3 protein-coding genes are annotated in these 2,115 nt (G+C 37.5%); all 3 read left to right on the top strand.

Translation table 11 applies throughout. The features are described from left to right. Positions 1–177 (top strand): S24 family peptidase (locus AOQ32_RS08020; protein ID WP_148666541.1); only part of this gene is annotated, 177 nt, incomplete at its 5' end. A 66-nt stretch (positions 178–243) separates the two neighbouring features. Continuing rightward, positions 244–795: an OB-fold protein gene (locus tag AOQ32_RS08025; RefSeq protein ID WP_059394367.1), complete on the top strand. Its 552-nt coding sequence runs from the start codon at positions 244–246 to the stop codon at positions 793–795. 80 nt (positions 796–875) lie between these two features. After that, a complete protein-coding gene (locus AOQ32_RS08030; RefSeq protein ID WP_059394368.1) occupies positions 876–1,943 on the top strand; it encodes a site-specific integrase in 1,068 nt (355 codons plus the stop codon). The last annotated feature ends 172 nt before the right edge of the window (positions 1,944–2,115 follow it).

Raw genomic sequence — 2,115 nt, forward strand, 5'->3', positions numbered from 1 at the left:
GAACATGAAGCACGATCTGGTCAGATTGTCATTGCTGACTATGATGGCCAAGCTTATGTTAAAAAGTTCGTTGCTGACGACAACGGTTGCCATCTTGTATCACTCAATAAGAAATACAATGACATGCCAGTTAATGAACAGCATGAGTTCTCAATATTCGGAATCGTTATTTTATAAACCGCACAAGCGGTGTACATATTACGTGCAAGTCTGAACCACGTTAAAAGCTGTAGGAGAAGCATTATGAGCAAGAAGATTACAGACGAAAATGGCAATACATTCGTCCAGAAGAAACCGTTCTATAAGAAGGTCTGGTTTTGGATTCTGGTATTGCTAGTAGTCATTATTGGTGGAGCTAGTGCTGGAAGCTCATCAAAGGATAGCGAATCTGGTAAGTCTACAAATTCATCTAAGTCAGCAAAGGCTGATGTTGTTAAGACAACGCCTGAAGAAATTGTCAATAACTACACAACTAAGACTTCATCACAAGCCGACTCTATTTACAAGGGAAAGACTACTCAAGTTACTGGTAAGGTTACTGATGTTAAGGATGGCGTAATCAGTGGACATGATGTCACAATTGATGCTGGTACAGTAGCTGGAAATGAATTTGAAAAGCAGTCACTGACATTTAATTTTAGCGGTTCAAAAAAGGACGAAGCATTGTCTATCCAAGCTGGATCAACAATCACAGTTCAAGGTAAGTTCAGCCATGCAACAATTATGGGTGGCGATAATGGCGACCCTAAGTGGGTAAATGACGTTTCATTTACGAACGCATCACTAGTTAAGTAACATCCGCCCTTTTGGGCATACATACACGATTAAGGCCCTAGGCCTTTTTATTTGTACCTATTTTTGGATAAGGAGTTAATATGGCAAGTATTTACAAGCGAGGCAAGACTTGGACCGCAAATATATTAGTCACTGTTGACGGCCAACGTAAGCGAAAAACAAAATCTGGCTTTTTAACTAAAACACAAGCCAATAAGTGGGCCATATCAGTCGAAGAACAGAAAAATACAGGGAAACTACCATACAGCAAAAAGCTATTCAAAGATGAATATTGGTCGTGGTATACCATTTTTAAAGAGCCCCATATTGATGAAAATACAAAAAGCTGGTATTTAGCCACCTACCGTCTTATCTGTGACAACTGGTCAGATATGAAAATGTCTGACGTATCTGTTAAGGAACTGCAACTGCTAATCAATCAATATGCAGAAAATCACGTTAAGTCTTCCGTAACTCATATAAAGAATATGATTGGCGCTTTCTGTCGTTATGCTGTCGATGAAGGCATGCTTGCTAAAGATATTTCAAGAAATATAGTGGTTGCTTCCAAAAAGCAAGGAAGCAATCGTGATTCTAAATTTTTAGAACATGACCAATTTTTAAAATTAATCGAATTAGCAAATGAACAAAATGACATTACTTCAAAAATGATATTAACAGCCTGTTATTCTGGGTGCCGCTATTCTGAAATTGCAGCACTGAATGCCAACGATTTTGATTTTAAAAACAATACAATCACTGTCAACAAATCATGGTCGCTGCAAGAAAAGGCTGTAAAAAAGCCAAAAACAAATACATCAAACAGAATAATTGACATGCCCACTTCTTTCATGAATATTGCCAAAGGATGGAATATGTCAGGAAATTACTCCTTTCAAAGTACAACAGGATACCCGATGACTGACAATGCTTGCAATAAAAAACTAGCCTGGTTATTGGAAAAACTGGGAGCAAAACAAATAAAAATGCACGGATTACGCCACACACATGCCAGTTATTTGCTCGCTAATGATGTCGATATTCAATACGTTTCTGAACGACTAGGACACGCTGGAGTCGATATTACAATGAAGGTGTACGCTCATTTGATGAAGGAAAAGCGCTTTAAGGAAAAAGATAAAACGATTAGATTGTTGCAGAATTTGTAGCACTTTTGTAGCACTTCAATTCAATTTTTATTCGATAATCTTTTATAACGTTTTACAATCTTTGACAAAGAAGGTAACTTTAAACACTGATATGAAGGGGATTTAAGGTTTTAAGAAACAAAAAAGCCCATCTACCGCAGTTCGCAGTAAATGGGCAAAAATGGAGAAGAAG

The organism is Fructobacillus tropaeoli (genome assembly GCF_001047135.2).
In the GTDB taxonomy this organism is placed as follows: Bacteria; Bacillota; Bacilli; order Lactobacillales; family Lactobacillaceae; genus Fructobacillus; species Fructobacillus tropaeoli.

What these genes read in the sequence shown, in the direction of transcription:
- AOQ32_RS08025 (WP_059394367.1), top strand. Translation starts at nt 244, where the DNA reads ATGAGCAAGAAGATTACAGACGAAAATGGCAATACATTCGTCCAGAAG.
- AOQ32_RS08030 (WP_059394368.1), top strand. Translation starts at nt 876, where the DNA reads ATGGCAAGTATTTACAAGCGAGGCAAGACTTGGACCGCAAATATATTA.